This is a genomic window from Thermocrispum sp. (assembly GCF_002919275.1).
Taxonomy (GTDB): Bacteria; Actinomycetota; Actinomycetes; order Mycobacteriales; family Pseudonocardiaceae; genus Thermocrispum; species Thermocrispum agreste.
In genome coordinates, this window is the sequence record NZ_PKFA01000012.1 from 67,498 (window position 1) to 94,355 (window position 26,858).

Consider the following 26,858-nt stretch of genomic DNA (forward strand, 5'->3'; position numbering starts at 1 on the left):
GTGGCCGAAGGACGCGGCGCTCGCTGACCGCGCTGCTGGCCGCGGCATCGGCGGCGCTGACCGGATGCACGGGTGTCGGCGACCGTGCACCGGACGCCGGCTCGCCCGCTCCGCCGTCCGCTCCGGCCCGGTCGTCCGCGGCTGCCCCGTCGTCCTCGCCGCCCGCTCCATCGCGGTCGCGCCGGCCGACTGAGCCGTCCGGGACGACGCCGGAGCCCGGTGAATCGGGCGAGTGCGGGACCGTCACGGCGGCGAGTGGCCTGTTGCTGCAGGTGATGGTCGCCGACGGTCGGACCTCGTGCGCGCAGGCGACCCGGCTGGTGCGGGCCTTCCACCAGCAGATCGGCGATCGTCAGCCGGCCGGCTCGGACCGCCCGGCCGGAGGCACCGTCGAGGGCTGGACATGTGTCTCGGGGCCGCCGTCGGCGCTCGGCGGAACCATCTGCACACGCGGATCCGCTACCGTCTCCGCTGCTGTCGTGGCCGCCGAATGACCGGTGCGGCCCCTACCATGATCGAGTCGAGCGGGCGCGGAGGTGGTCACCGGTGCACGTCCTGGGGCGTTTCGGCGCGAGGTGGGCAAGCCGTGACGAGCGGACCGGCCGGGACGGGGACGACCGGCGACCGGTCGCGCTGGCCCCGCTGGAGGTCCACGGATCCTTCCGGCACGACGGATTCCGGCTCGCCTACACCGAGTACGGCGACAGCGCGAGCAGTGCGGGCACGGTGATCCTCACCCACGGCATCCTGCTCACCCGCCGGATGCACCGGCCCCTCGCCAGGCGTCTGGCCCGCGAAGGCTTTCACGTCGTGACCCTGGACCTGCTGGGGCACGGCGAGTCGGACCGGCCGACCGAGTCCTGGCGGTACTCGATGACCGCATTCGCCGAGCAAGTGGTCGGTTTGATGGATCACTTGGACGTGACGTCGGCGGTGGTCGGCGGCACGTCGCTGGGCGCCAACGTCAGCCTGGAGACGGCGGTGCTCGCCCCTGAGCGCACGCACGGCCTGATCGTGGAGATGCCGGTGCTGGACAACGCGGTGCTCTCCGGCCTGGTGGCCTTTCCTCCCCTGCTGTTCGCCGCCCGGTTCGCGCCGGTGTCGGTCAACGCCGTGAAGGCACTGGCGCAGCGGGTGCCGCGCGGGTACGTCTGGCTGGACGTGGTGGCAGACGTGCTGCAGCAGGAGCCCGCGGCCATGGCGGCACTGCTGCACGGGCTGTTCTTCCAGCGCATCGCGCCGCCACGCACCGTGCGGCGGCGGATCGGGATTCCCGCGCTGGTCATCGGTCACGCCCGGGACCCGATCCACCCGTTCGGCGACGCCGACACCCTGGCCAGGGACATGCCGCAGGCGAGGTTCGTCCAGGCTCGCAGCCCGGTCGAGCTGCGGTTCGATCCGCACCGGCTCACCGGCGAGATCCTGCGCTTCCTCCGCGAGCGATTCGCCGCAGGCGCACACCAGGCCTCCCCTGCGGTCTGACCGCGGACCACCCGTCGTTGGCCCCGCTGCTGTCCGGCCGCCGGACACGCCTCGGCCGCGGCCACGCGGGTCAGCTGCGTTCGCCGACGGCGCCTTCCCGCTCCGCGTACAAGCCCGCGACCGGGCCGATCACGATGACTGCAGGTGGACGGATCCCCTCCGCCGCAATCTCGTCGGCCACCGAGCCGAGCGTGGTGCGCAACACCCGCTGACGGGCGGTACTGCCTTCCTGGACCACGGCCACCGGGGTGTCCGGCGCCCGCCCCCCGGCCATGAGCACGTCGGCGAACTGCCCGGCTCGCTCGACGGCCATCAGCAGCACGATCGTCCCCCGCAGGGCGGCCAGAGCCCGCCAGTCGACCAACGACGAGGGATGATCCGGGCCGACGTGCCCGGAGACCACGACCACTTCGTGGGCCACTCCCCGATGCGTGACCGGCACGTCGGCCAGCGCGGGCACCGCGAACGCGCTGGTGACGCCGGGGACCACGGACACTGGCACACCGGCGGACGCGCACGCCAGGACCTCTTCGTAGCCGCGTCCGAACACGTACGGGTCCCCGCCTTTGAGCCGCACCACGGTCTTGCCCGCCTTGGCGTGCTCGACGAGCGTGGCATTGATGAAATCCTGGGCCGCTGCGCGGCCGTAGGGGATCTTCGCCGCGTCCACGACCTCCACGCGCGGCGGCAGCTCGTCCAGCAGCTCCCTGGGCGCCAGCCGGTCCGCCACGACGACGTCGGCGTTGGCCAGCAGGCGGCGGCCGGCCACGGTGATCAGTTCCGGATCGCCCGGCCCTCCCCCGACCAGGATCACCTCACCCATACCGGGCCGCCGCGCGCCGGGCTGCCGGCCGGCGGGCACCGTGCCCTCCCGCAGCGCCTCCAGCAGGCCGTCGCGAACGGCGGCCGAACGCAGCGGCCTCCCACCGGCCAGCACACCGATCAGCAGCCCGTCGAACTCGCCGGTCGCGGGTGTCACCGCGCTGCCGTCGGGCCCGGCGTCCGCCCGCACGCAGAACACCCGCTCGCGTTCGGCTTCCGCGCTGACCGCCTCGTTGACCCGGGTGTCGTCCGTGCACGCGATGGCATACCAGGCGTGGCGCAGGTCGCCGTCGGCGTACCGGCGCCGGTGCCAGCGAATCTCCCCCGCCGCGGCCATGCCCTCCACCGCCGGTGTGGCTTCCGGGGCGATCACGTCGACGTCGGCACCGGCGCGGAGCAACCGGGGCAGCCGTCGCTGCGCCACACTGCCCGCGCCGACCACGACGACCCGGCGTCCACGAAGATCGAGACCGACGAGGTAGTGGGCGTCAGACATGCGGTAAGCATGCCGTGCCGCGGGCCTATGGCGCCGCGGCGTCCCACACATCGGATGCCGCTGACGACCACGTTCGGTTCCGCCGATGTCGGTGCTGCGGGGCAGAATGCGCCATGTGGAGGTGACCACAGCCGGGCTGACGACGCCGGTCGGCCCGCTCGGCATCGCGGTGTCCGAGCGGGGCCTGTGCCGCGTCGAGTGGTCGCAGCCACCCGGTCGGGTGGCGAAGCCGGCCGGCCTGGCGCTGCGGGTGATCGAGCAGCTGGAGGCCTACTTCACCGGCGAGCTCCGGGAGTTCGACCTGCCGATCGACTGGAGCTTCGCCACCGGCACCAGGCTCGCAGTGCTGCAGGCGCTGCATCGCGTGCCGTACGGCACCGCGGTCACCTACGGCGAGCTGGCCGAGCTGAGCGGGACCGGCGTGCCCCCCAGGGCCATCGGCGGGATCATGGGCGCCAACCCGATGCCGATCGTCGTGCCCTGTCACCGCGTGGTCGCACACGACGGCCTGGGTGGGTACTCGGGCGGCGGCCGGGCCTACGACGGGCGTGAGGTCAAGCGCTGGCTGCTCGTCATGGAGGGTGCGCTGCCGCCGACGCTGGACTGGGATCCCGCCGGCCTGCCCGCCGCGACCTAGCCGGCCTGCCCGCCGCGGACTGGCTCCGCCGGGTGCCCGGTCAGCCCAGGATCACGTCGGCGACCGCGGGCAGGGTGGCCACCGGTCCCTGCACCAGCAGCGTGGTCACGCAGGTCTCCTCCCAGCGCGCCAGCTCGTCCTTGATCTTGGCCTTCGGGCCGATCAGTGCCACGTCCTCCACCAGCTCGGTCGGGATCGCCGCCGTCGCGCCCTTCTTGTCCCCGGACAGGTACAGCTGCTGCACCTTCTCCGCCACGGCCTCGTAGCCCATGCGCACGAACACGTCCTTGTGGAAGTTCGCCTGCCTGGCACCCATCCCGCCGATGTAGAGGGCCAGCACCGGCCGGATCATGTCCGCCGCGGCCTCCACGTCGTCGTGCACGATGACCGGCACGGACGCCGCCACCTCGAAGTCCTCGGCGGTGCGGCGCGCCCCCGGACGGGCGAACCCCTCGGCGAGGGCGGCGCGGTAGAACGCGTCGCTCTTCGGGGAGAAGAACAGCGCCAGCCAGCCGTCGGCGATCTCGGCGGCCAGCGCCACGTTCTTCGGGCCTTCCGCGCCGAGGTAGATCGGGATGTCCTCGCGCAGTGGGTGCACGGTCGGCTTCAGCGGCTTGCCCAGCCCGGTGCCGCCCGGCAGCGGCAGCTGGTAGTGCTCGCCGGAGAACCGCACCGGCTCGGCACGCGCGAACACCTGCCGCAGGATCGCGACGTACTCCCGGGTGCGGGCCAGTGGCTTGGCGTACGGCTGCCCGTACCACCCTTCCACGACCTGCGGCCCGGACACGCCGAGACCGAGGATAAACCGGCCTCCGGACAGGTGATCCATCGTCATCGCCGCCATCGCCGTGGCGGTCGGCGTGCGGGCGGAGATCTGGATCAGGTTCGTGCCGAGCTTGATGCGTGAGGTCCGCGACCCCAGCCAGGCCAGCGGGGTCAGCGCGTCCGAGCCGTAGGCCTCCGCGGTCCAGACGGAATCGAATCCGAGCCGTTCCGCCGTGGTGATCGCATCCACCGCGTCCGCAGGCGGGCCGGACGACCAGTACCCGAGGTGGTAGCCGAGCTTCATAGGCGGCAGTCAATCAGACGTCCGGGCTGTAATGCCACGGCTTGCCCCGTTCGGACTCCGGCGGCAGCCAGCGGCGCGGGGTCTCCGGCAACGGCGTGCCGGGCGGCAGCTTCCCGGTCGCGCGCAGCCACCCGTGATAGGCCCTCGGGTGCCACTTGACGCGCTTCGGCAGCAAGCGGAACACCCGGTCCACCCAGCGGCCGAAAGCGCGCAGCCGCCGCTCGTCGCGGTCGGACCAGGTGAAGCCGAGCTTGTCCCGGACGGCCGGGTGATACATGCCGACGGTCAGCCACACGTAGCGCTTCTCGATGTGCCGGCGCAGCCACGACCAGACCCCGTCCGGCAGCCCCGCCAGCTGCGGCGGCTTGTCCAAGCCGGACAGGTCCAGCACGGCCAGCGCCGTGGGATGCGGCTCGAGCACGTTCCGGCACATGTGGTCGTAGTACTCCTGGAACTCCTCCCAGCTGCCCGGAACCGGCCGCATGCTCACCCCGTACAGCCGGTACCACTGCACATGCTCGTCGAACAGCTGCCGACGCTCGGCCTCGGTGATACCGCCGCAGAAGTACTCCTTGGTGAGCATGGTGCCGACGAAGAACGTCGCATGCGCCCAGTAGAAGACGTCCGGGGACAGCGCGTGGTAGCGGCGGCCGCGCTCGTCGACGCCCTTGATGTGGTCGTGGTAACCGCGCACCTGGCGAGCGGTTTCGACCGCCCGGTCCCCGTCGAAGACCACTCCCCCGATCGGGTACAGCGAGCGGAACAGGCGCGGCATGCGCTCGTCGAAGAAGGTCGAGTGCTGGGCCACCGCCGCTCCCAGCTGCGGATGCATGTTCTGCATCGACCCGGCCCACAGCGCTTGCAGCAGCCCACGCCAGTCCCCGAAGACCTGCCAGGTCAGCGAATCCGGGCCGAGCGGCTTCGGCCCGGTGGTCCTGCCGGCCTGCGCGGCACGCTCACCGCGGGCAGCGTCCGTGGTCATCGGAACCGTCCTCCAACTGAAAACGATCGTTGTCACTGTACGATGTGACAACACCGGCAGTCAATTGATCACACGACTCAGTGGGACGGGATGACCAACGCCACGCGTACCTGGGGCGGGACGACCCTGGCCGACCGGCGCGCCGACCGGCGCAGGCGGCTCGTCGAAGCCGGGATCGAACTGCTCGGGGGCGGGGACAGCACGGCGGTCACCGTGCGTGCCGTGTGCCGGACCGCGCGGCTCACCGAGCGGTACTTCTACGAAAGCTTCGCCGACCGCGACGCCTTGATGCTGGCGGTGTACGAGCACGTGGCCGAGTCGGCACGCCAGGCCATCCTCGATGCGGTGACCCGCGTGGCGGACACCGACCCCGAGGAGCAGGCCAGGGCGGCGGTGCGGGCGTTCGTCGAGCTGCTCATCGACGACCCGCGCAAAGGCACCGTGCTGCTGCTGGTGCCGATCACCGAACCCGCGCTGAACAAGCGCGGCGCGGAACTGCTCCCGACCTTCACCGCGATGATCCGTGACCGGCTGCCGGACGGCTATGACGACGTCCACCGCGAGCTGACCGCCACGTCGCTGATCGGCGCACTCACGTACCTGTTCATCAGCTATCTGGACGGCAGCCTGGACGTGCCGCGGGAACGCCTGATCGAACACGCCGTCGGCATGCTCGTCGCCGCTGCCTCGCCGCCGGATGCAACCTCGTAGCGGCCCGGCCCGTGAGAAAGGGCGGCACGAGATCGAACGAACCTGCTGACCCCGGGGGCGGGTCGAGAGGGGGGTGCATGAAGGCGGAACTGGAGGCGCAGTTCCAGCACTTCGCCGAGAACCAGGTGCTGACGCTGCGCAGATTCGCCTACCTGCTGTGCGCCGACTGGCACCTGGCCGAGGACCTGGTGCAGAACGCGCTGCTGAAGCTGTACCGGCTGTGGCCGAAGATGCAGCGCCGCGGCAGCGTCGGCAACTACGCACGGCGCGCGGTGCTCACCTGCTGGCTGGACGAGAAGCGCAGGCCATGGCGCCGGACCGAGTCGGGCGACGGCGAGCTGCCCGATCAGGCCGATCCCGCGGTGGACATCGACGGGTACGGCGAGCGGCTGGTCGACCGGGAGCGCGTGCTGCGCGGCATGACGGAGCTGCCCCCCGGCAACGGGCTGTGCTGGTGCTGCGGTTCTGGGAAGAACTGTCCGTGAGCGAGACGGCGGAGGTCTTGGGCTGTTCGGAAGGCAACGTGAAAAGCCAGCAGTCGCGCGCGCTGACGCGATTGCGTGAAGTGCTCGACCGGATGGAGTCGACACCGAGCTTGGCCAGGAGGGCGTCATGACCGAGCACGCGCTGCGTGAAGGCATGCGGGCTGCGGTGACCGCCGAGCCGCCGCTCGGGTTCAGCACGGACGAGTTGATCGCGACCGCCCGCCGCAGGGCGCGCCGCAGGCGCACGATGATGGCCTCGGCAGCGACTGCGGCCGTCGTGGTCGCGGGAAGTGTCGGCGCCGTCTCCCTTGCCGGGCAGCAGGAGCCCGGGCCTGCCCGGCTGCAGGCTGCAGCGGGAGACGTGGTGCGTGGCGAGGTCGAGAAGGCCGGCGAGTCGCTGGCGCAGCTGTTGCCGCGCTACCTGCCGGGCGCCGAGGTGACGTCCACCGTGGCCATCGACGACACCGGGCTCATCACGTACGAGGTCGACGACGCTCCCGGTGCGTGCTGTACGAAATCAACCCGTGTTCGCTGACCAATCCGCCCACCTTGCCGGTCTCCTGCAGGTCCGATCCGGGCAGCGGCGCATATCACGGCGACCGGCTCACGCAGGACTCCTACTGGAAAGGAGTCCACCGGAGCGATTACCTCGTCCGGGTGATAGTCGTGCGGAACGGGGAGCAGCTCGGCGTGCACGAGCACAAGGCGTGTGCCCACGCGCCGTCGCTGTGCGACGAGGATGTCGAGTTCGTGGCCCTGAGCGAAACCCAAGCTGCCCGGCTGGTGCGTGACCCGGACGTGTATGCGCCCGCCGTCAGTGCCGGAACGTTCCTCGAAGACCGCCTCGGGATGCTGCGTCTCGAGCTCGAGCAGATCGACGACGGGGAGCCCCGCGTGACGGAACGCCGCGCCGAGATCCAGGCCGTGATCGGGAAGCTGGAGCGGGAACTGGCCCTGCGTGCCCAGGCCGAGAAGGCCAGCCAGCTCGAGGAACTGCGCACGGACGAGCCTGCCGCGAAGCAGCGCAGGCGCGCGCAACTCGAGCAGGAAATCGAGGAGGCCAAGCGCAAGCTCGACCGGGACACGGAACAGGCAGAGCGATCAGGGCGCTGACCCTGCCGATCCGGCTGCCGCCGCACGTCGTGCCGTGCGGCGGCAGCTTCCTTTCTGCGGGCCGTTTCGCGATGATCTTCGGCACGATGAACGTTCCAGTTCCCCGGACCGGTGCCCAGCCGACGGGGTCCCGGCTGCGGGCGTACATTGCGTTCAGCGGATCTCGTCGATCTGCCTGGGCGCGATACTGGGGCACTAAGGTTCGAACCAGTCACCCGGCCACCACGCCCGCGGCCGGCTCGGGCCGGGGACGAACGAGCACAGGTTCGACGCCGACGCGACGCGCCTGCTGCCTGACCGCGTCTGGCAGTCCGTTCGCGGACGTACCGAGGAGGAGACCGGATGACCCAGCACACCGTGGGCGAGCAGTCCGCCACGCTGGCCGACCGTGCACCGTCGGCCGCACGGGTGTTTCTCGACCGGGTGGCAAGCACGCCGCATCGCGAGGCGTTCCGCTACCCGGTCGGTGACCGGTGGGAGTCGGTGACCTGGCACCAGGTCGGAGAGCGGGTCAACCGCATCGCTGCCGGGTTGCTGGCGCTGGGCCTGCAGACCGAGGACCGGGTCGCCGTCGCGTCGACCACCCGCTACGAGTGGGTGCTGGCCGACGCGGGCATCATGTGCGCCGGCGGGGCGACCACCACCGTCTACCCGACCACCGGGAGCGAGGACGTCCAGTTCATCCTGGCCGACTCCAACAGCCGGGTGCTGTTCGCCGAGGACGACGAGCAGATCGCCAAAGTGCGCAGGCACCGCGAGAAGTTGCCGGACCTGCAGCAGGTGGTCACGTTCGACGGCACCCCGGACGGCGACTGGGTGATCTCGCTCGCCGACCTGGAGAAGAAGGGCGAGGAGTACCTGAAGGAGAACCCGGACGCCGTGGAGAAGACGGTGTCCGCGCTGACGCCTGACCACCTCGCCACGCTGATCTACACGTCGGGCACAACCGGCCGACCGAAGGGCGTGCGGCTGGTGCACGACTGCTGGAGCTACGAGGGCGCCGCCATCCGGGCCCTGAACCTGCTGACCGAGGACGACCTGCAATACCTGTGGCTGCCGCTGTCGCACGTGTTCGGCAAGGTGCTGCTGTGCGCGCAGGCGGAGATCGGGTTCGCCACCGCGGTCGACGGCCGGATCGACAAGATCGTGGACAACCTCGGCGTGGTGAAGCCGACCTTCATGGGCGCGGCACCCCGGATCTTCGAGAAGGTGCACGCCAGGGTCACCACCATGACCCACGACGAGGGCGGCCTGAAGGCCAAGATCTTCGACTGGGCGTTCCGGGTGGGCATCAAGGTGTCCCGCCTGCGCAGGGCGGGCAAGCCGGTGCCCAAGCCGCTGCAGCTGCAGTTCGCCATCGCGGACAAGCTGGTGTTCACCAAGCTGCGGGAACGGTTCGGCGGCCGCATCCGCTACCTGATCTCCGGCTCGGCCGCGTTGAACAACGACATCGCCGAGTGGTTCGACGCCGCGGGGCTGACCATTCTGGAAGGCTACGGCCTGACCGAGACCAGCGGCGCCAGCTGCGTCAACCGCCCGGACGACCAGCAGATCGGCACGGTCGGCCCGCCGCTGCCGGGCACCGAGATCAAGATCGCCTCCGACGGCGAGATCCTGATGCGCGGCCCCGGCGTGATGCGCGGCTACCACAACCAGCCGGACCTGACCGCCGAGGTGCTCGACGAGGACGGCTGGTTCCACACCGGTGACATCGGCGAGCTGGTCGGCAACAAGGTCCGGATCACCGACCGGAAGAAGGACCTGATCAAGACCTCGGGCGGCAAGTACGTCGCCCCGCAGGCGATCGAGGCCCAGTTCAAGGCCATCTGCCCGTACGCGGCGCAGCTGGTGGTGCACGGCGAGGGCCGCAAGTTCGTCTCCGCGCTGGTGACGCTGGACCCGGAGGCCATCCAGGAGTGGGCGGAGCAGCACGGCATGGCGGGCAAGAGCTACGCCGAGATCGTGACCTCCGACCAGGCCCGCGAGATGGTGCAGAAGTACATCGACGAGCTGAACAGCAGGCTGAACCGGTGGGAGACGATCAAGAAGTTCGTCATCCTGCCGCACGACCTGACCGTCGAAGAGGGCGAGCTGACGCCGAGCCTGAAGCTCAAGCGCAAGGCGGTCGAGCAGAAGTACCGGGACCTGCTGGACGACCTCTACGACTGACCGGCCGCGGCGGTGGCGTCCGGCCGGCCACCGGCCGGGGACGCCGAGCAGCGCGGGCGGTCGTCATGCCGACGGGCCGGTGAGTGCGCAACACCACTCGCCGGCCCGTTTCGTGTTGCCCAACCGTCGCGTACTGTTCACGTTTGAGCTGCGCAAACGCCGCGGCGCACGGCACGTCACCCCAGCGTTCACCGCCGCCGTCGGCACAGCCAGAAGCACAACAAATTTCACACGTGTTTCCGGTGGGGCTTTCGCGGGAGCAGAAGTTCACCGTAAAGTAACTGAACTCCCGGTGACCCCGGGCGTGACGCGACCGCGACTTCGCACAGCGAAGCCACCGCCGGTCTGATTCGCGCGCACATCGTGGTGCGCCGTCTCGCGCACATCGTGGTGCGCCGATTTCCTCCATGTTCGAGGCCGCACAGTGCGGTGCCGGCCGATGTCCCGCTCATCTGTTCGCACTGGCGCGATCGTCTACGAGCCGACCATCGCACCGGGCAGGTTCGCCGTTACCCGACCGTGACAGCTTCACCGGATCGGCCCAACATACCTGCACGGCGCTGACACCACACGGAAGGACAGCCAGCCGTGTCCCACCACACCCCTGGCCCTCAGCAGGCCGGTCTGTACGACCCGTCGTACGAGCACGACGCCTGCGGTGTCGCTTTCGTCGCCGATCTCACCGGCCGCCGTTCCCACTCGATCGTGCGCAAGGCCCTGACCGCGCTGAAGAACCTCGAGCACCGCGGAGCACGGGGTGCCGAACCGGACACCGGCGACGGCGCCGGCCTGCTCATCCAAGTGCCCGACGAGTTCTTCCGTGCCGTCGTCGACTTCGCCCTGCCCCCCGCCGGGCGGTACGCCGTCGGCACCGCGTTCCTGCCCACCGACGACGCCGCCCGCCGCTTGGTCGTCCAGACCGTGGAGCGGATCGCGGCCGAGGAAGGCATGCGTGTGCTCGGCTGGCGTGACCTGCCGATCGACGATCGGCACGTCGGACGGATCGCCGCCTCCACCATGCCCACGTTCCGGCAGGTGTTCCTCGCCCCGCAGGACCCGGCGGTGACCGGGATGGACCTGGAGCGGCTGGCGTTCGTGGTGCGCAAGCGTGCCGAGCACGCGTGCGCGGACAGCGACCCGAAGGGCGGCATCGGGCTGTACTTCCCCAGCCTGTCCAGCCGCACCATCGTCTACAAGGGCATGCTGACCGAGCCGCAGCTGGAGAAGTTCTTCGTCGACTTGAGCGACGAGCGCATGGTCAGCGCGATCGGCCTGGTGCACAGCCGGTTCTCCACCAACACCTTCCCGTCCTGGCCGTTGGCGCACCCGTACCGGTACATCGCGCACAACGGCGAGATCAACACGCTGCGCGGCAACCGGAACTGGATGGACGCGCGCGAGTCGACGCTGGCCAGCGACCTGTTCTCCGGCGACCTGTCCAGGATCTTCCCGATCATCACCAGGGGCGCCAGCGACTCGGCCTCGTTCGACGAGGTGCTGGAGCTGCTGCACCTCGGCGGCCGCAGCCTGCCGCACGCGGTGCTCATGATGATCCCCGAGGCGTGGGAGAACCACGAGGAGATGGACCCGGCGCGGCGGGCGTTCTACCAGTTCCACTCCACGATGATGGAGCCGTGGGACGGGCCCGCCCTGGTCGCGTTCACCGACGGCACCCAGATCGGTGCGGTGCTGGACCGCAACGGCTTGCGCCCGGCGCGCTACTGGGTCACCGAGGACGGCCTGGTCATCGCCGCGTCCGAGGTCGGCGTACTGGACGTCGACCCGGCCACCATCGTCCGCAAGGGCAGGCTGGAACCGGGCCGGATGTTCCTGGTCGACACCGAGCAGCACCGCATCATCGACGACGACGAGGTCAAGGGCCAGCTGGCCGCCGAGCACCCGTACCAGGCGTGGCTGGAGCACCCGACCACCGGGATGCTGCACCTGGACGAGCTGCCCGGGCGCACCCGCGAAGGCACGCCCAGCCAGGCGTCGCTGGTGCAGCGCCAGCAGGTGTTCGGCTACACCCAGGAGGATGTGTCGATCCTGGTGGGGCCGATGGCGAGGACCGGGTCGGAGCCGCTGGGGTCGATGGGCAACGACGCGCCGCTGGCCCCGCTGTCGGACCGGCCGCGCCTGCTGTTCGACTACTTCACCCAGCTGTTCGCCCAGGTCACCAACCCTCCGCTGGACGCGATCCGGGAGGAGCTGGTCACGTCGCTGAGCACCCAGGTGGGCAGCGAGCCGAACCTGCTGTCCGCCGACCCGCGGCACGCACGCAAGATCGTGCTGCCGTTCCCGGTGCTGGACAACGACCAGCTGGCCAAACTGGTGCACGCCAACGACGACGGCACCCTGCCGGAGTTCCAGTCCTACACCGTGCGCGGTCTGTACGACGTGCGCGGCGGCGGAGCGGCGTTGCAGGCCAAGCTCAAGGAGATCTGCGCCGACGTCGTCACCGCCATCCGTGACGGCGCCCGGCTGATCGTCCTGTCCGACCGCGGCGCCACCAAGGACCTGGCGCCGATCCCGTCGCTGCTGCTCACCGGCGCGGTGCACCACCACCTGGTGCGCGAGAAGCTGCGCACCCAGGTGGGCCTGGTCGTCGAGGCGGGCGACGCCCGCGAGGTGCACCACATCGCGCTGCTGATCGGCTACGGGGCGGCGGCGGTCAACCCGTACCTGGCCATGGCGACGGCCGAGGCCATGGCCGAGCGCGGCGAGCTGGGCCCGGACGTCGACCCCGAGCGCGCCACCAGCAACCTGATCAAGGCGCTGGGCAAGGGTGTGCGCAAGACGATGTCCAAGATGGGCGTCTCGACCGTCGCCTCCTACACCGGGGCGCAGATCTTCGAGGCGCTCGGCCTCGGCAAGGAGGTCATCGACACCTGCTTCACCGGCACCACGTCGCGCTTGGGCGGCGTCGGGTTCGACGTGCTGGCCGAAGAGGTGGCGCGCAGGCACCGGCTGGCCTTCCCGCCGGACGGGGTCCGGGCCAGCCACCGCGAGCTGGAGCCCGGCGGTGACTACCAGTGGCGGCGCGAGGGCGAGTACCACCTGTTCAACCCGCAGACGGTGTTCAAGCTGCAGCACTCCACCCGCGCGGGCAAGTACGAGATCTTCAAGGAGTACACCAAGGCCGTCGACGACCAGTCCGAGCGACTGGGCACGCTGCGCGGCCTGTTCGAGCTGAAGACCGGGGTGCGTCCGCCGGTGCCGATCGACGAGGTCGAACCGGTGTCCGAGATCGTCAAGCGGTTCTCCACCGGCGCCATCTCCTACGGCTCGATCTCCAAGGAGATGCACGAGACGCTGGCCATCGCCATGAACCGGCTCGGCGCGAAGTCGAACACCGGAGAGGGCGGCGAGGACCCGGAGCGGCTGTACGACCCCGAGCGTCGCTCGGCGATCAAGCAGGTCGCCTCCGGCCGGTTCGGCGTGACGTCGGAATACCTGGTCAACGCCGACGACATCCAGATCAAGATGGCGCAGGGCGCCAAGCCGGGCGAGGGCGGGCAGCTGCCCGGCGCCAAGGTGTACCCGTGGATCGGCAAGACCAGGCACTCCACCCCCGGCGTCGGCCTGATCTCCCCGCCGCCGCACCACGACATCTACTCGATCGAGGACCTGGCGCAGCTGATCCACGACCTGAAGAACGCCAACCCGGCGGCCCGCATCCACGTGAAGCTGGTCTCCGAGGTGGGCGTGGGCACCGTGGCCGCAGGCGTGGCCAAGGCGCATGCCGACGTGGTGCTGATCTCCGGGCACGACGGCGGCACCGGCGCCTCCCCGCTGTCGTCCATCAAGCACGCGGGCGGCCCGTGGGAGCTCGGCTTGGCGGAAACCCAGCAGACGCTGCTGCACAACAAGCTGCGCGACCGGATCGTGGTGCAGACCGACGGCCAGCTGAAGACCGGCCGGGACGTCATCATCGCCACGCTGCTCGGCGCCGAGGAGTTCGGCTTCGCCACCGCTCCCCTGGTGGTGTCCGGCTGCGTGATGATGCGGGTCTGCCACCTGGACACCTGCCCGGTCGGCGTGGCGACGCAGAACCCGAAGCTGCGCGCCAAGTTCAGCGGCAAGGCCGAGTACCTGGTGAACTTCTTCGAGTTCATCGCCCAGGAGGTACGCGAGTACCTGGCCGCGCTCGGCTTCCGCTCGATCGCCGAGGCGGTCGGCCACGCCGAGTACCTGGACACCCGCAAGGCCGTCGACCACTGGAAGGCGGCCGGGCTGGACCTGTCGCCGATCCTGCACGTGCCGGACAACGCCCCGGCCGGCCTGCGCAACCAGCAGCGGCCGCAGGATCACGGGCTGCACAAGGCGCTGGACAACACGCTCATCCAGCTGTCCCAGGGTGCGCTCGACGAGGGCAGGCCGGTCAAGCTCGAGCTGCCGGTGCGCAACGTCAACCGCACGGTCGGCACCATGCTCGGGCACGAGGTCACCAAGCGCTGGGGCGGCGAGGGTTTGCCGGACGACACCATCGACGTGACCTTCACCGGCACCGCGGGCCAGTCGTTCGGCGCGTTCATCCCGCGCGGCGTCACGCTGCGGCTCTACGGCGACGCCAACGACTACGTGGGCAAGGGGCTCTCCGGCGGCCGTATCGTCATCCGCCCGCACCCCGGCGCCCAGTTCGCCGCGGAGAAGAACCTGATCGCGGGCAACGTCATCTGCTACGGGGCCACCAGCGGGGAGATCTTCCTGCGTGGCCTGGTCGGCGAGCGGTTCTGCGTGCGGAACTCCGGCGCCACCGCCGTGGTGGAGGGCGTCGGTGACCACGGGTGCGAGTACATGACCGGTGGCCGGGTGGTGGTGCTCGGCCGGATCGGCCGCAACTTCGCCGCCGGTATGTCCGGCGGGATCGCCTACGTGCACGACCTGGCCGCGTACAAGCACCGGGTCAACATGGAGATGGTCGACATCGACCCGCTGGACGAGGAGGACATCGCGTTCCTGCACGAGGCGGTCAGCAAGCACTTCGCGGAGACCGACTCCGCGGTGGCCCGTGCGCTGCTGGCCGACTGGGACGCCGAGGTGCAGCGGTTCGGCAAGGTCATGCCGAAGGACTACAAGCGCGTGCTCGCCGCCAAGGCTGCCGCCGAGCGCGACGGTCGGGACATCGACGAGGCTGTGATGGAGGCGGCTCATGGCTGATCCGAAGGGATTCCTCACCACGCGCCGGGAGCTTCCCGGCACGCGTCCGGTCACGCTCCGGCTGAAGGACTGGCGGGAGGTCTACGAGGACCCGCGCGACTACATCGCCAACAAGCTGCCGAAGCAGGCGGGCCGGTGCATGGACTGCGGCATCCCGTTCTGCCACCAGGGCTGCCCGCTGGGCAACCTCATCCCGGACTGGAACACGCTGGTCTGGAAGCAGAACTGGGCAGAGGCCATCGAGCGGCTGCACGCGACGAACAACTTCCCGGAGTTCACCGGCGCGTTGTGTCCCGCGCCCTGCGAGTCGGCATGCGTGCTGGGCATCAACGACGATCCGGTGACCATCAAACGGGTCGAGCTGTCCATCATCGACAAGGCGTGGGAAGCCGGGTACGTGCGCCCGCTGCCGCCGGCCACGACCACCGGCAAGACGGTCGCGGTGGTGGGTTCGGGGCCAGCCGGGCTGGCCGCTGCCCAGCAGCTGACCAGAGCCGGGCACGCGGTGACGGTGTTCGAGCGCGCCGACGCCATCGGTGGCCTGCTCCGCTACGGCATCCCCGAGTTCAAGATGGAGAAGTGGCGGCTGGACCGCAGGCTGGAGCAGATGCGGGCCGAGGGCACCCGGTTCGTCACCGAGGTCGAGGTCGGTGTGGACATCACCGCCGACGAGCTGCGCGCGCAGTACGACGCGGTGGTGCTGGCCGGAGGCGCCACTCAGTGGCGGGACCTGCCCATCCCCGGGCGCGACGCCGAGGGCGTCTACCAGGCGATGGAATACCTGCCACTGGCCAACCGGGTCGCCGCAGGCAAGCTGGCGGATTCGCCGATCTCGGCCAAGGGCAAGGACGTGGTGATCATCGGCGGCGGGGACACCGGCGCCGACTGCCTGGGCACCGCGCACCGGCAGGGCGCGCGTTCGGTGACCCAGCTGGAGATCATGCCCAAGCCGCCCCAGACGCGGTCGGACGCCCACCCGTGGCCGACCTACCCGATGATCTACCGGGTCTCGTCGGCGCACGAGGAGGGCGGCGAGCGGCTGTACTCGGTGAGCACGCAACGGTTCCTCACCGACGAGCACGGCAAGCTGCGCGGTCTGCAGGTGGTCGAGGTCGAGCGCGTCGGCGGCCGGTTCGAGCCGATCCCCGGCACCGAACGGGAGCTGCCCGCGCAGCTGGTCACGCTGGCGCTGGGCTTCGTCGGCCCGGAGAAGAGCCGGCTGCTGACCGATCTCGGCGTGGAGTTCGACGAGCGCGGCAATGTCGCGCGCGGGCCGGACTTCCAGACCAACGTCGACGGCGTGTTCAGTGCCGGTGACATGGGCCGTGGTCAGTCGCTCATCGTGTGGGCGATCGCCGAGGGCAGGGCGGCAGCCGCGGGCGTGGACGCCTACCTGACCGGGCGGGACATCCTGCCTGCGCCGATCAAGCCCACCGACCGCCCGATCGCCTGAGCGGAGCTCGGGCCCCCGGTCAACGGCCCGCCGACAACGGCGTCGGCGGGCCGTCCTTCGTCGTCCGCGTGGCTATCGTGGGCGAAGGCGACGAAGCGGCGGGTGACACGGAGGGACGGGCCATGGGCCGGGACTGGGAGACCGAGCTGGCGGAGGTCTGGGCGCAACTGGACGACCTGCCGCCGGAGACGTTCCGCCGGCGGATCGACGAGCTGGCTGCGCGCTGTCCGCACGGGGGCGGTGTCGCCGACTTCGAGCGGGCCTCGGCCTTCGACTCCACCGATTGCCCGGAACAGGCCGTCGCCCTCTACCAGCAGGCGCTGAGCGCAGGACTGACCGGGCTCCGTCGGCGCCGGGCGGTCATCCAGCTGGCCAGCTCGTTGCGCAACGTCGGCCGGGCGGAAGAAGGCGTGCGGCTGCTGGAGCGGGAGCTGGAAACGCACTCGGACGAGCTCGATGACGCGGTGCGCGCGACGCTGGCGCTGGCACTGGCCGACGTCGGCAGGAGCCGGGAAGCCGTCGGGCACGCCGTCTACGCGCTCTCCCGTCATCTCCCCCGGTATCAGCGTTCGATGGCGGCGTACGGCCGCGAGCTGATCGACTCCGCACGCCCCTGAGCACCACCGGGCGCGATCATCCTGCCGCCGCGTTCGCCACCGACACCAGCGCAGCACCGAGCTCGTCGGGCCGGCTGAACTGTGGCCAGTGCCCGGTCAGCAGGTCGATGTAGTCGACGTGCCGCAGCTTGGCCACTTCCCGCGTGTACGGGTTGTCGCTGTCGATCATCTGCCGTATTTCCGCGCTGCTGACCTCGCACGCGATGATCGTCACCGGCACCTGGTATCGCCGCTCGTCCGTCAGCCGCACCGGGTCCCTGGCCACGCGCTCCGGGGTCGGGATCGCACCGGCCCGGAACCGCGCACGCAGCTCGTCGTCCAGGCCGGCGAGGCTCCGTTCGTCGAAGAACGCCCAGTCGGGCAGCGGAATCTCGCCTCCCTGTGCGGGCAGCTCGGGGTTGATCGGATCGCCGTCGTTGAGCGGAGCCGCATCGACGTAGACCGCGCGCGCCACCTTGTCCGGGCGCGCGTCGACCGCCGCGTGCACGACCGGTCCGCCACCGGAGTGACCGACAAGCACCACCGGGTCGGGCCGCGCGCAAGCGTCCACCTTCGCCACGACCGCGTCCACGTGGTCGCGGAGTGTGATCGCCGATCGGTTCGCCTCACGTGACTCGAGGCCGGGCAACGTCATCGGGTGCGGACGATGCCCCGCCTCACGCAACGCGGGCAGCACCGCGTCCCACGACGAAGCATCCAGCCAGAACCCGGGAACCAGGATCACGTCCATTCCAGGACCGTACACGCCCGGGATGTCACCCCGGCGGCGCCTAGCCGGGTTGCGGCCGAACCACCATCACCGGGCATTCGGCGTAGTGCAGCATCGCGTGGCTGGTGGAACCGACCAGAAGGCCGGTGAATCCGCCGCGGCCCCGGCTGCCGACGACCAGGACGCTGGCCTCCGCGCTGCGTTCGATCAGGCATTCCCGGGGACGGGCCCGCACGACCACCGGTTCGACGTCGACCTGCGGGTACAAGCCGGCCCACCGATCGAGCCAGCGATCGAGCACGCGCCGCTCGTCCGCCTCCTGCGGTTCACTCGCCTGGCCCTGTTCCGTACGCGGCCGGTGGGAGTCGCCGTGATGGCAGGCGTGCACCGCCACCAGCGGGACGTTGCGCCGGGCGGCTTGCGCGAAGGCGCATCCGAGGGCGAGGTTGCTCAGCTCGCTGCCGTCCACGCCGACCACCACGGGAGCGTGCGGCCGATCCCGCCCGCGGACGGCGACCACCGGGCATTGCGCGTGCGCCGACAGCGTGAGCGTCGTCGAGCCGAGCAGCACCCCGGCGAGCGCTCCGCGCCCGGAGCCACCGAGCACCACGCACCGGGCGGCGCCCGACTCGGCGATCAGAGCCAGCACCGCGGGCTCGGTGGTGGACGACGTGCTCACCTGCAGATCGGGCACGATCTCGGTGGCGGCCAGCCGGGCCTGCTCGAGCAACGCCGTGGACTCCTGCTCCAGCAGGCCGAACAGCTCGGTGGACGGGGCGATGGCCCCGCCGGGGAAGAATTCCGCCGAGCCGATGGCATGGACCAGGCGCAGGCCCGCGCCTTGCCCGGCCGCCTCGGCGGCGGCCCACCGGACCGCGCGCAGCGACGCCTCCGACCCGTCCACCCCGGCGACCACCGGGCCGTGCCACCGTGGCCATCGCTCGGTCATCGCCCCAGGGTAGGACGAACGGATCATGCTCGAAAGCCGATCGGCCTCCGTCACGGTGACCCGCGACCGAATCGTCGTGCTGTCGGGACCAACGCCGCCAGGGCCGGGGCGAGGAAGCACACGCCAGCGCAGGTCACCAGGACCGCGTCGACGCCGAACGCGTCGACCGCGGGCGCGATCAACGCCAGGCCGACCGGTGACAGGCCGTAGGAGACCAGGAAGTCCAGCGACGACACCCTGGCCAGCTTGCCGGGATCCACTTCGCGTTGCGCGGCGGTGAACCACGGGACGTTGAACAGCTCGATGCCGATCCCCGCGATCACGTACCCGGCGACCACCACCGCCGGGTGAACGGGAACGAGCATGCCCAGCGGCGCGAACCCGTAGCAGGCGAGCCCGGCCAGTGCCGCCCAGCCCTGTGCCCGCGGCCGCCAGCGCGCCACCACCATCGCGCCCACCAGCGCCCCGGCGGTGTATCCGGTCATCGCCGCGGCCAGCACCGCACCCGAACCGAACGTGTCCCGGCTGACCAGCGGCAACACCACTCCGGTCGCCGCGTACCCGGTCGCGATCACGGCCGTCAGCGCCGCCAGGCCGGCCAGGAACCACGGGTGCCGCCGCGCCTCCCGCAGGCCCTCGGCGAACTCACGGACGAACCCGATGCCGCGCCTGGTGCCGCCGGGTGCGCGGGCTGCACCGCGTGGCGGCACCACAGCTGCCGTCGACCACAGCACTCCGATGCCGATCAGCAGCGTCGTCGCACCGGCCACCGCAGCCAGCACGGCAGTCACTCCCGGCGCGATCAGCGTGGTCACCCGCACCGAGAACGTCATCGCCGCGTTCGCTTGCTGGCGCCGGTCCTCCGCCACGACCTCGGCCGTCAGTGCTTGGAAAGCCGGCCGGCAGGCGCCTTGCCCGGCGCCGGCGAAGGCGGCCGCAACCGCCATCAAGCTCAACGACCGCCCCAGCCCTGCCGCGATGACAGGTGTGGCGACCGCCGCCGTGAGACACGCGGCCCACACCACGTGTCGCCTGGCGTATCGGTCCGCCAGGACACCACTGACCGGAACGGCGGCGAGGAAGCCCGCGGTGCGAGCGGCCAGCACGATGCCCAAGCCGGTGGCGGAGAGGCTGCCCTCGAGCACGGCCAGGCCCAGGACGAAAGGAAGGGCCCACGTCGCCAGGCCGGACGCCGTGGTGCCCAGCCACAGCCGGACGAAGTGCCGGTCGCGCAGGATCGACCGGTTCGTCGGCGGAGGCCCCTCCGCTGCCCGGCGGCCGGGTCCGGCGGCCTGTTCGCCCGACGTGGTCGCCGCCGATCCGGATTCCGGTGACCGCGCATCGGCGGGCGGGTCTGCCAGGGCGGGCTGGATGGCATCGGTTGACGTGCTCGGCTGCGACGGCACGGGTGTCCCTTCGACGATGTGAGCTTCTCGATCGTTATTGAAAACGATAATCAACCTCGATTAGGGTCCGTCACGAGACCCACACGATCCTGGAGTTGCCATGACCTCTCGTGTCATCGCCGCGCTGGCCTGCGGTGCCGTTCTGCTCGGCGGGTGCTCCGCTCCCGCTCAGCAGGCACCGTCCGCGTCGTCAGGGGCCGTTCGCGTGACGAGTTGCGGCATGCCGTTGACGTTCGCCGAACGCCCGCAGCGGGTAGTGACGCTGGACCAGACGTCGACCGAGACACTGCTGGCGCTCGGCCTGGCCGATCGCATGGCCGGGACGTCGAACCTGAAGACGCGGGTGGCCCCGCAGTTCGCCGCCGACTACCGGCGGGTGAAGGTGCTCAGCCCCGGCCTGCTGACGTCGGAGCAACTGCGCGCCGCCAACCCGGATTTCGTGGTCGCGTCGTTCGCCGACCAGTTCACCCGTGACCGCGTGGGGACCAGGGAGGAACTGCACGAGCTCGGCGTGCCCACGTTCGTCAGCGCGGTCGACTGCCCCACCGGCGACGACTCCCCGTTCGATCGGCTGCACCAGGACTACCGCACGCTCGGCCGCATCTTCGGGGTGACCGAACGTGCCGAGCAGCTGATCGCCGAGCAGCAGAAGGCGATCGGCAAAGCGCGGTCGCTGCGCGCCCGCAACCGGCCCACGGTGCTGTGGCTGTACTCGGTGTTCAACGACGTGCCGTACGTGGCGGGCGGCATCGGGATCCCGGCTGCGATGAGCGAAATCCTCGGCGTGCGCAACGCCTTCGACGATGTCGGCCAGCAGTGGCCGGAGGTGTCGTGGGAGCAGATCGCCGCGCGTGAGCCCGACGTCATCGTGGTCGGCGATCTGTCCGAGCGTGGAGCGCCAGGCGACAGCGCCGAGGAGAAGATCGCGCAGATCCGGCAGCACCCGGTGATGTCCAGGCTGGACGCGGTGCGCCACAACCGGTTCGTCACGGTGTCCGGCATCGAACTCGACCCGTCGGTGCGCTCGCACAACGCGCTCGCCGAAGTGGCGCAGGCACTGGCCGACATGCCTGCTCTGGCCGGTGACACGTCCCGATGAGCACGGCGAACCGCCTCGTCGTGCGGGTCGGCAGGACGGGCGCGCTCGGCCCGGCCGCCGTGGTCGCCCTGGTCGCCTCCCTGGCGGCCTGCGTGGTCATCGGCGCCGGTGACGTCACCTACGGGCACGTCGCCACCGTGCTCGGCACCCGCCTTGGGCTCCCGGTGGAGCCCCTGCCGCCCCTGACCGACTCGCTCATCTGGCAACTGCGCATTCCCCGCGTGCTGCTCGCGGCGGTCGTCGGCGCGGCGCTGGCGGTGTGCGGAGCCGTTCTGCAGGCGTTGACCAGGAACGCGCTGGCTGATCCCTATCTGCTCGGCGTCTCGTCGGGAGCGTCCACGGGCGCCGTGGTGGTCGCGGTGTCCGGTGTCGGAAGCACGATCGGCCTGACCGCGGGTGCGCTGGCCGGTGCCCTTACTGCATTCGGCCTGCTGCTGTTGCTGTTGCGGCGCAGCGGGCTCGATTCGCTGCGCGTCGTGCTCACCGGTGTCGTGGTCGGCCAGCTGTTCACCGCGCTGACGTCGCTGGTGCTGATGGCGTCCGGCGACGCCGACACCACCCGGTCGGTCACGTACTGGCTGCTCGGATCGCTCTCGTCGGCCCGGTGGGACGGCGTCGTCGGGTGCGCCGTCGTCACGGTGCTCGCGCTGGTGGTGTGCCGCTACTACGCGGTCTCGCTCGACGCTCTCGGATTCGGCGCCGACACCGCGGCGTCCGTTGGTGTCGATGTCCGGCGCACCCGGCTGGTCCTGCTCGTGGTGACGTCGCTGCTCACCGCGGTGGCGGTGTCCGCGGTCGGGGCGATCGGGTTCGTCGGCCTGATCGTCCCGCACGGCGTGCGCTTCCTTGCCGGGCCGCTGCATCGCACCCTGCTCCCCTACAGCGCGGTAGCCGGCGCGGTGTTCTTGGTGTGGGCCGACGCGCTGGCGCGCGTGCTCCTGGCCCCGCAAGAGGTGCCGGTGGGCGTGTTCACCGCGCTGGCCGGGGTGCCGTTGTTCCTGCTCATCCTGAAACGGCGAGGTGAACTGTGAGAGTGCAGGCCGACCGGCTGAGCTGGACGGCGAACGGCAAGCGGATCCTCCGTGGTGTCACGATCGACGTCCGGCCGGGGGAAACCCTGGGGGTCATCGGCCCCAACGGTTCGGGAAAGTCCACCCTGCTGCGCTGCCTGGCAGGCTTGCGGGTGCCGTCGGCGGGCACGGTGCGCTTCGACGGCGCCGACATCACGCGGTTCACGCCCCGGCAGCTGGCGCGCAAGGTGGCCTTCGTCGAGCAGGACGCCCACGTCGCGTCCGAACTCCGGGTGGCGGACGTCGTCGCGCTCGGCCGCACACCGTACCGCTCGCCGTGGCGCGGTCTGCGGGAAGAAGACCACGCGGTGGTGGCCGAAGAGCTCGCGCGCATGGACATCAGCCACCTACGCGATCGTCCGTGGCGCAGCCTCTCCGGCGGCGAGCGCCAACGTGCGCACATCGCCCGTGGGCTGGCGCAGCGCACCCCGTGCCTGCTGCTCGACGAGCCCGCGAACCACCTGGACATCCGCCACCAGCTGGACCTGCTGACCACGCTGGCGGCATCACCCGCCACGGTGCTGATCGCGGTGCACGACCTCACGCTCGCCGCACGATTCTGCGACCGCCTGGCCCTGCTGGCCGGCGGCGAGATCGTCGCCACCGGAACCCCGGCCGAGGTGCTGACCCCGGACCGGGTGCGCTCGGTGTTCGCCGTCGACGCCCGGCTCGAGACCGATCGTCGCGGCCATCCGTTCGTCAGCCTGCACCCGCTGACCGACCCTGCCCACCCCATCGCAGGCAGCCGCCCGTCCCCCGCTCCGGCCACGGAGCAACCCTCCCCCGTTCTCACCGTCGACCAAGGAGAGCTTGCGTGACCGTCACAGGCCTGCTGTCCGACGTGCTCACTGGACGGTTCGGCCCGTCCCCCGCCGAGCTGACCGCCACCAGCGTCTTCTGGGTGCACCACGGCACCCGGCTGGCCGGAGCGGACGTCACCTATCGCAATCAGTACGTGCTCGTGCGCTGCGGCAGCGCCTTCGGTGCGTGCGCGTTCGAACCCGGAGAAGTGGACCCGGAGCTGTGCATCCGGGTGTCCGGGGCGACGCTCGCCGACCTCATCGCCTCCGGCCCGCTGCCGCTGCGGATCGCCGCCGCGGACGCCTACCTGGCCGGCAGGCAGCCGTTCCGGGACGACCCGCGCGCCGAGCGGGTCACTCTGCCGGCAGGCACCCCGGAACGGCGAGCGCACGCCAGGGACGCGGCCATCGCCGGCCTGCTCGACGTCCCCGCCGGCAGCAAGGTCGCGCTCATCGGAGTGGTGAACCCGCTGGTGGCCGCCATCCGCGACCGTGGTGCCGAGTGCCTGCCGTGCGACTACAACCTGCGCCACACGCGGTGGGGGGATCCGGTGACCGACGACATGCATCGCGTGCTCGGCACCGCCGACGCTGTCGTCGCCACCGGCATGACGTTGGGCAACGGCACGTTCGACACGATCTTGACCGAATGCCGCCGGCGCGAAGTTCCGCTGCTCGTCTACGCGCAAAGCGGAGCGGCCGTGGCGCGCGCGTTCCTTGGCGACGGGGTGACCGCGCTCAGCGCGGAGCCCTTCCCGTTCTCACAGTTCAGCGCCGAGCCGACCACCCTCTACCGGTATCGGGCGGACAGGCCGTGATCGGTATCGGACACGCCTCCGGCCACCACGGCGAACTCCTCCAAGGAATCTTCCTCGACGACGCCGGCAAACCGTGCCGGGGCCTGGTCACTCTCCCGACGCCGCACGCAGGCGTCCATGCGGAGTACCGGCGTTGTGCGGACCTTGCCGCAGGACACGTCGTGGTCGATCCACCTGACCGGACGAAGGCAGCCAAAGCCGCGGTGCTGGCCGTGGCCGAGTGCGCGGCACGCGTTGACGTCCCGGCCACCGGTGGGCGGTTGCACCTGCGCGGGCACCTGCCGGTCGGCCTGGGCATGGGATCGTCGAGCGCGGACATCATCGCGACGATCCGCGCCGTGGCCGCGTGCTACCGCTGTGTCCTGTCGCCCACCGACATCGCGCGCATCGCGGTACGGGCGGAAACGGCGAGCGACCCGCTCATGCACGACGGACAGCCGGTGCTGTTCGCCCAGCGCGAGGGCAGGATCCTGGAGGATCTCGGTGCCTCGCTGCCTCCGCTGGCCGTCGTCGGCTGCTGCACCGGCGGAGGGCGGCCGGTGGACACCCTCGCCCTCAGGCCTGAGTACGGGCCTGCCGACCTTGCCCGATTCGAACGACTGCGGGCCCGGCTACGGGCCGCCATCCGGGCGGCCGACCCGGCCGGTGTGGGCGAGGTCTGCACGGCCAGCAGCCTGCTGAACCAACGCGTGCTGCCCAAGGCCGAGCTGGCGACGCTGCAGGAGATCGGTGACGACGTCGGCGCCGTCGGTGTGCAGGTGGCGCACAGCGGGAACGTCGCCGGCCTGCTGTTCGACGCCACTCGCCCGGACCTGGCTCAGCAGCTGCACAGCTGTCGTGTCCGCCTGCGCCGCGCAGGCATTCCCCCGACCAGAACGTTCCGAGTCAGGCAGCACTCGGCACAGCGTTCGCCACAGGGCCCGGCCCACGCCTGGACATCGAACTCGGCAACGAAGGAGGACGTGCGTGCACGACCACATCAGCCAGGCCATCGGCACCCCCGACCTGGTGCGGCTCGCGGACGGGCTCGTCTGCCTGAGGTTTGAAACGATGAAGGTCGTCTCCGCCGTCGCGGCGGTGCGGCACCTGCTCGACACCGGCGTGGTGCGGCCGGGCGACACCGTGCTGGACAGCTCGAGCGGCATCTACGCCTACGCACTGGCCCTGGCCTGCCACCGGTACGGCTTGCGCTGCTACATCGTCGGCTCGACCACCGTCGACGAAACGCTGCGCGTGCAGCTGGCGGTGCTCGGCGCCCAGCTGGAGCAGATGCCCCCGTCGAGCGATCTGCGCCTGGACCAGAACCGCCGCGTGCGGCGTGTCCGCGAGCTCCTCGCGGCCAACCCGGGCTGGCACTGGATGCGCCAGTACCACGACCGCATCCACTACCTCGGCTACCGCAGCGTCGCCGAGATGATGCACGCCGAGCTCGGCGAGCAGTCCGTCACGCTGGTCGGCGGCGTCGGATCCGGCGCGTCGACCGGCGGGCTGGCCACCGCGCTGGCCGACCTCGGGGTGCCCGTCGAGCTGGTCGGCGTCCAGCCGTTCGGCAGCGTCACGTTCGGCAGCGAGCACCTGGCCGACCCGGACATGATCATCGCGGGCATCGGCAGCTCGATTCCTTTCGGCAACGTCGACCACGACCGGTACGACGTCATCCACTGGGTGTCCTTCCGGATGGCACTGTCCGGCAGCATCGATCTGCTCCGCAGGCACGCCGTCTTCGCCGGGCTGTCCACCGGGGCGGCGTATCTGGCCGCGCGCTGGGAGCACGCGCGCACGACCGCGCCGGGCGGCACCACGGTGTTCATCGCGGCCGACACCGGGCACCGCTACGTCGACTCGGTCTTCCGACGCCACACCGAAGCCCTCGACATCGACACGCTCCGCCCGCACGAACTCACCGATCCGCGTGCGGTGCGCCTGCCGTGGTCGCGGGCGCCGTGGCGGCGCGCGGCCGGTTCATCGGACCCGACGGCCGGGGCGCGCGATCACGCCCCTGTCCGGTAGCCGAGGCGGGCCGAGGCCATGTCGGCGGCTTGGCACACCAACGGGACGAGTTTCTTCAGCTGGTCGGCATCCAGCCGGTAGGACGGGCCGGAGATGCCCATCGCGGCCACGACCTCCCCCTGTTGGTCCCGCACCGGCGCAGCGGCGGAGGTCAGGCCGTCCTCCAGCTCGTCCACCGCCACCGCGTATCCGTTGACCCGCACGCGACTGATCTCCGCCCGCAGCTGCGCTTCGTCGACCAGCGTGCGTTCGGTGTAGCGGGTGAGCGGCGCGGACAGCACTTCGGCCAGCTGTTCCTCGGGCATGAAAGCCAGGAAGATCTTGCCCGGCGACGTGCAGTGCAGCGGCGTCTGCCGCCCCAGCCAGCTGCGACTGACCACGAACGAGGTGGAGGCGATCTGGTCGATCGTGACGCACTCGGTCCCTTCGAGCACGTTCAGCGTGACCGTCTCCTCGGTGTGGCGGGCAAGCCACTCGCAGCCGGGCCGCGCCTGCTGGCTGAGGTTCGGCTCGTCGCTGACGCTGCGCGCCAGCCGTGCCAGGCCGCCGCCCAGGCGGTACTTGCCGGAATCGGCGTGCTGCTCCACCAGGCCGCCCGCCTCCAGCGTGCTCAGCAGCCGGAACGCCGTCGACTTGTGCACCCCGAGCGCGTTGCCGATGTCGGTCACTCCGGACCACCCGTAGCGCGCAAGGAACTCCAGGATGGAAATCGCCCGCTCGACCGACTGCACCCCGCCCGATCGTCGCTCTTGGCTGGTCACGCCGTCAGAGTCTAGGAGGTCACGGTCGGCGGAGTGGCCG

24 protein-coding genes are annotated in these 26,858 nt (G+C 70.9%); 17 read left to right on the forward strand and 7 right to left on the reverse strand.

Translation table 11 applies throughout. From position 1 onward, the window contains the following. The first annotated feature begins 633 nt into the window (after positions 1-633). Positions 634-1,482 carry an alpha/beta fold hydrolase gene (locus CXP56_RS02325; protein WP_038044816.1) on the forward strand — a complete coding sequence of 283 codons (849 nt, stop codon included), beginning with the start codon at positions 634-636 and terminating at the stop codon, positions 1,480-1,482. A 70-nt stretch (positions 1,483-1,552) separates the two neighbouring features. Here CXP56_RS02325 and cobA read toward each other — a convergent pair whose 3' ends face one another. Beyond that, complete coding sequence (cobA, locus tag CXP56_RS02330; protein ID WP_286899518.1) at positions 1,553-2,800, reverse strand: uroporphyrinogen-III C-methyltransferase; 1,248 nt, start codon at positions 2,798-2,800, stop codon at positions 1,553-1,555. 115 nt (positions 2,801-2,915) lie between these two features. Here cobA and CXP56_RS02335 point away from each other — a divergent pair, with 115 nt between their 5' ends. Next, on the forward strand, positions 2,916-3,437 hold the full coding sequence (locus CXP56_RS02335) for a methylated-DNA--[protein]-cysteine S-methyltransferase (RefSeq protein WP_286899521.1): 522 nt from the start codon (positions 2,916-2,918) through the stop codon (positions 3,435-3,437). A gap of 40 nt (positions 3,438-3,477) precedes the next feature. On the opposite strand, the gene CXP56_RS02340 is transcribed toward CXP56_RS02335, so the two are convergent. Together CXP56_RS02340 and CXP56_RS02345 are read right to left on the reverse strand one after the other, a co-directional pair. After that, the gene (locus CXP56_RS02340) at positions 3,478-4,506 is read right to left on the reverse strand and encodes an LLM class F420-dependent oxidoreductase (protein WP_286899524.1); all 1,029 of its coding nucleotides are present in this window, start codon (positions 4,504-4,506) and stop codon (positions 3,478-3,480) included. 13 nt (positions 4,507-4,519) lie between these two features. Next, entirely contained in the window at positions 4,520-5,488 is a 969-nt protein-coding gene (locus CXP56_RS02345; RefSeq protein ID WP_286899525.1) for an oxygenase MpaB family protein, read from the reverse strand. 90 nt (positions 5,489-5,578) lie between these two features. Here CXP56_RS02345 and CXP56_RS02350 point away from each other — a divergent pair, with 90 nt between their 5' ends. From CXP56_RS02350 to CXP56_RS02385, 9 genes are all read left to right on the forward strand, one after another. Continuing rightward, positions 5,579-6,199 carry a TetR/AcrR family transcriptional regulator gene (locus CXP56_RS02350; RefSeq protein ID WP_028847172.1) on the forward strand — a complete coding sequence of 207 codons (621 nt, stop codon included), beginning with the start codon at positions 5,579-5,581 and terminating at the stop codon, positions 6,197-6,199. Positions 6,200-6,276: 77 nt separating this feature from the next. Then, on the forward strand, positions 6,277-6,684 hold the full coding sequence (locus CXP56_RS02355; protein ID WP_353744523.1) for an RNA polymerase sigma factor: 408 nt from the start codon (positions 6,277-6,279) through the stop codon (positions 6,682-6,684). Further along, complete coding sequence (locus tag CXP56_RS18965; protein WP_342665100.1) at positions 6,681-6,815, forward strand: sigma factor-like helix-turn-helix DNA-binding protein; 135 nt, start codon at positions 6,681-6,683, stop codon at positions 6,813-6,815. Before CXP56_RS02355 ends, CXP56_RS18965 begins: the two co-directional genes overlap by 4 nt. Continuing rightward, positions 6,812-7,219 carry a hypothetical protein gene (locus CXP56_RS02360; protein ID WP_028847173.1) on the forward strand — a complete coding sequence of 136 codons (408 nt, stop codon included), beginning with the start codon at positions 6,812-6,814 and terminating at the stop codon, positions 7,217-7,219. The genes CXP56_RS18965 and CXP56_RS02360 overlap by 4 nt, the downstream gene beginning before the upstream one ends. A gap of 131 nt (positions 7,220-7,350) precedes the next feature. Beyond that, complete coding sequence (locus CXP56_RS02365; RefSeq protein ID WP_156899145.1) at positions 7,351-7,797, forward strand: hypothetical protein; 447 nt, start codon at positions 7,351-7,353, stop codon at positions 7,795-7,797. A 342-nt stretch (positions 7,798-8,139) separates the two neighbouring features. Next, a complete protein-coding gene (locus CXP56_RS02370; RefSeq protein ID WP_286899528.1) occupies positions 8,140-9,966 on the forward strand; it encodes an AMP-dependent synthetase/ligase in 1,827 nt (608 codons plus the stop codon). A gap of 588 nt (positions 9,967-10,554) precedes the next feature. Then, positions 10,555-15,126, forward strand: coding sequence for a glutamate synthase large subunit (gene gltB, locus CXP56_RS02375; protein WP_286899530.1), 4,572 nt, complete (start codon positions 10,555-10,557; stop codon positions 15,124-15,126). After that, entirely contained in the window at positions 15,119-16,579 is a 1,461-nt protein-coding gene (locus CXP56_RS02380; protein WP_286899532.1) for a glutamate synthase subunit beta, read from the forward strand. The genes gltB and CXP56_RS02380 overlap by 8 nt, the downstream gene beginning before the upstream one ends. 68 nt (positions 16,580-16,647) lie before the next feature. Continuing rightward, positions 16,648-17,196, forward strand: a complete 549-nt coding sequence (locus tag CXP56_RS02385; protein WP_286899533.1) for a tetratricopeptide repeat protein — start codon at positions 16,648-16,650, stop codon at positions 17,194-17,196. Between the two features lie 16 nt (positions 17,197-17,212). Here CXP56_RS02385 and CXP56_RS02390 read toward each other — a convergent pair whose 3' ends face one another. Genes CXP56_RS02390 through CXP56_RS02400 form a run of 3 tightly spaced genes read right to left on the reverse strand, consistent with a single transcriptional unit; the run spans position 17,213 to position 20,092 of the window. Further along, a complete protein-coding gene (locus tag CXP56_RS02390) occupies positions 17,213-17,926 on the reverse strand; it encodes an alpha/beta fold hydrolase (RefSeq protein WP_028847179.1) in 714 nt (237 codons plus the stop codon). A gap of 40 nt (positions 17,927-17,966) precedes the next feature. Then, positions 17,967-18,854 (reverse strand): universal stress protein, encoded by an 888-nt coding sequence (locus CXP56_RS02395; protein ID WP_028847180.1) that lies wholly within the window; start codon positions 18,852-18,854, stop codon positions 17,967-17,969. A 50-nt stretch (positions 18,855-18,904) separates the two neighbouring features. Further along, entirely contained in the window at positions 18,905-20,092 is a 1,188-nt protein-coding gene (locus CXP56_RS02400; RefSeq protein ID WP_028847181.1) for an MFS transporter, read from the reverse strand. 268 nt (positions 20,093-20,360) lie between these two features. Between CXP56_RS02400 and CXP56_RS02405 the strand changes: the two genes are divergently transcribed. The 6 genes from CXP56_RS02405 to CXP56_RS02430 all read left to right on the forward strand — a co-directional run bounded on the left by CXP56_RS02405 (position 20,361) and on the right by CXP56_RS02430 (position 26,057). Beyond that, positions 20,361-21,359, forward strand: a complete 999-nt coding sequence (locus tag CXP56_RS02405; protein ID WP_286899538.1) for an ABC transporter substrate-binding protein — start codon at positions 20,361-20,363, stop codon at positions 21,357-21,359. Beyond that, complete coding sequence (locus CXP56_RS02410) at positions 21,356-22,390, forward strand: FecCD family ABC transporter permease (protein WP_051310037.1); 1,035 nt, start codon at positions 21,356-21,358, stop codon at positions 22,388-22,390. The genes CXP56_RS02405 and CXP56_RS02410 overlap by 4 nt, the downstream gene beginning before the upstream one ends. Further along, positions 22,387-23,247, forward strand: a complete 861-nt coding sequence (locus CXP56_RS02415) for an ABC transporter ATP-binding protein (RefSeq protein WP_084609107.1) — start codon at positions 22,387-22,389, stop codon at positions 23,245-23,247. Before CXP56_RS02410 ends, CXP56_RS02415 begins: the two co-directional genes overlap by 4 nt. Next, positions 23,244-24,047 (forward strand): Rossmann-like domain-containing protein, encoded by an 804-nt coding sequence (locus CXP56_RS02420; RefSeq protein ID WP_028847183.1) that lies wholly within the window; start codon positions 23,244-23,246, stop codon positions 24,045-24,047. The genes CXP56_RS02415 and CXP56_RS02420 overlap by 4 nt, the downstream gene beginning before the upstream one ends. A gap of 161 nt (positions 24,048-24,208) precedes the next feature. Continuing rightward, positions 24,209-25,093, forward strand: coding sequence for a GHMP family kinase ATP-binding protein (locus CXP56_RS02425; protein ID WP_245566599.1), 885 nt, complete (start codon positions 24,209-24,211; stop codon positions 25,091-25,093). After that, positions 25,014-26,057 (forward strand): pyridoxal-phosphate dependent enzyme, encoded by a 1,044-nt coding sequence (locus CXP56_RS02430; RefSeq protein WP_286899544.1) that lies wholly within the window; start codon positions 25,014-25,016, stop codon positions 26,055-26,057. The genes CXP56_RS02425 and CXP56_RS02430 overlap by 80 nt, the downstream gene beginning before the upstream one ends. Here the strand turns inward: CXP56_RS02430 and CXP56_RS02435 are convergent. After that, a complete protein-coding gene (locus CXP56_RS02435) occupies positions 26,039-26,818 on the reverse strand; it encodes an IclR family transcriptional regulator (protein ID WP_028847186.1) in 780 nt (259 codons plus the stop codon). The two genes, CXP56_RS02430 and CXP56_RS02435, sit on opposite strands and share 19 nt — an antisense overlap. Between the last annotated feature and the right edge of the window lie 40 nt (positions 26,819-26,858).

Coding starts and splice junctions, on each gene's coding strand:
- CXP56_RS02395 (WP_028847180.1), bottom strand. CDS start 18,854: ATGACCGAGCGATGGCCACGGTGGCACGGCCCGGTGGTCGCCGGGGTG.
- CXP56_RS02360 (WP_028847173.1), top strand. CDS start 6,812: ATGACCGAGCACGCGCTGCGTGAAGGCATGCGGGCTGCGGTGACCGCC.
- CXP56_RS02380 (WP_286899532.1), top strand. CDS start 15,119: ATGGCTGATCCGAAGGGATTCCTCACCACGCGCCGGGAGCTTCCCGGC.
- CXP56_RS02370 (WP_286899528.1), top strand. CDS start 8,140: ATGACCCAGCACACCGTGGGCGAGCAGTCCGCCACGCTGGCCGACCGT.
- CXP56_RS02390 (WP_028847179.1), bottom strand. CDS start 17,926: ATGGACGTGATCCTGGTTCCCGGGTTCTGGCTGGATGCTTCGTCGTGG.
- CXP56_RS02355 (WP_353744523.1), top strand. CDS start 6,277: ATGAAGGCGGAACTGGAGGCGCAGTTCCAGCACTTCGCCGAGAACCAG.
- CXP56_RS02345 (WP_286899525.1), bottom strand. CDS start 5,488: ATGACCACGGACGCTGCCCGCGGTGAGCGTGCCGCGCAGGCCGGCAGG.
- CXP56_RS02340 (WP_286899524.1), bottom strand. CDS start 4,506: ATGAAGCTCGGCTACCACCTCGGGTACTGGTCGTCCGGCCCGCCTGCG.
- CXP56_RS02410 (WP_051310037.1), top strand. CDS start 21,356: ATGAGCACGGCGAACCGCCTCGTCGTGCGGGTCGGCAGGACGGGCGCG.
- cobA (WP_286899518.1), bottom strand. CDS start 2,800: ATGTCTGACGCCCACTACCTCGTCGGTCTCGATCTTCGTGGACGCCGG.
- CXP56_RS02405 (WP_286899538.1), top strand. CDS start 20,361: ATGACCTCTCGTGTCATCGCCGCGCTGGCCTGCGGTGCCGTTCTGCTC.
- CXP56_RS02350 (WP_028847172.1), top strand. CDS start 5,579: ATGACCAACGCCACGCGTACCTGGGGCGGGACGACCCTGGCCGACCGG.